The following is a 1,360-nucleotide window of genomic DNA, read 5'->3' on the forward strand; positions in this document are numbered from 1 at the left end:
TGCCTTCTGGGACAACTGCTGCACCCAGCACCACGCCATCTGGGACTACTTTCCCCATCGACGCAGTGGCTACCGGGTCACCATCAACGGAAGTCGACCCGCTGCGGCGGCTTCGGCGCTGCCAAAGCCTTTTGCGGCAGTGATGTAACAGCTTCGCGCACAAGACATATTCATCCTAAAAGGAGACCCACGCCATGTTATTCGAACGCATCGATACCGAATGCATCAACGACGATGAAACACCCTGGATGCCATACACCCCGTATGACGAAAACACCTTGGTGAAATATTTCAAGATTGACCCTGTGCGCGGCGAATCCATCGTCATGCTGAAGTCGCCTCCACGCGGCAAGAAGCCAAAGCATCACCATACGGGCACTGTCATCGTTTATACGATCCAGGGCGCCTGGAAGTACATTGAGCATGACTGGACAGCGCGCGCAGGCAGCGTGGTGTACGAGACCGCAGGAACCGTTCACACGCCTATAGGAGTGAGTGATGAGGCCACCATCACTCTGAGCATTGTGACCGGCGAATTGCTGTACCTGGATGACGACAACAAAATCATCGCGCAATCGAACTGGAAAACAAATATGGAACGCTACCTGAACCACTGCAAGAAGCACGGCATCACGCCCAAAGACCTTTCCACGTTTGCCGTATAAGCTGCAAATTTACAGAGCCATGCTTGCCGCGACCGCAACGCCTGGCTCTTTTATCACATGATGGGTTTATTGGAGTTTTCATGCAGTACCGTAGCTTGGGGAACTCAGGCATCAGCGTTTCTCCGATGATGCTGGGCGCGAATGTTTTTGGCTGGACCATTGACGAAAATACGTCATTTTCCGTGCTGGATGCATGCATCGATCAAGGCATCAATTTCATTGATACGGCAGATGTTTATTCAGCCTGGGTCCCTGGCTTGCAAGGAGGGGAATCCGAGACAATTATTGGAAAGTGGTTCAAGAAAAGCGGACAACGGCAGAACGTCGTGCTTGCGACCAAGGTGGGGTATCTTGCTGCGCGCAAAGGCTTGTCTGCAGCCAATATATACAAGGCGGTTGAAGAATCACTGCAGCGCTTGCAGACGGATTACATCGACGTTTATTTCTCTCATTTGGATGACGACAATGTTCCCTTGGAGGAGACGCTGACAGCGTATGAAAAGCTGCTCACGGATGGAAAAATCCGTGCAATTGGTGCTTCCAACTTCAGCGCAGGGCGGCTGAAAGAGGTATTGGCATTGGCAAGTGAGAACGGGCTGCCGCGTTATCAGGTCTTGCAGCCGGAATACAACCTGTACGACCGCGCCGCTTACGAAAGCGGTTTGGAACTGGTTGCGCAAGAGCATGATCTGGCG

2 protein-coding genes are annotated in these 1,360 nt (G+C 52.5%); both read left to right on the forward strand.

Going from position 1 to position 1,360, the window contains the following annotated elements:
* Positions 1 to 194: 194 nt before the first annotated feature.
* A complete protein-coding gene (locus D3H34_RS32675; RefSeq protein ID WP_119558867.1) occupies positions 195 to 665 on the forward strand; it encodes a 2,4'-dihydroxyacetophenone dioxygenase family protein in 471 nt (156 codons plus the stop codon).
* Positions 666 to 745: 80 nt separating this feature from the next.
* Positions 746 to 1,360, forward strand: a 615-nt coding sequence (locus D3H34_RS32680) for an aldo/keto reductase (protein WP_147400597.1), incomplete at its 3' end; no start/stop codon positions are given.

It is taken from the genome of Acidovorax cavernicola (assembly GCF_003581445.1).

Coding starts and splice junctions, on each gene's coding strand:
- D3H34_RS32675 (WP_119558867.1), top strand. CDS start 195: ATGTTATTCGAACGCATCGATACCGAATGCATCAACGACGATGAAACA.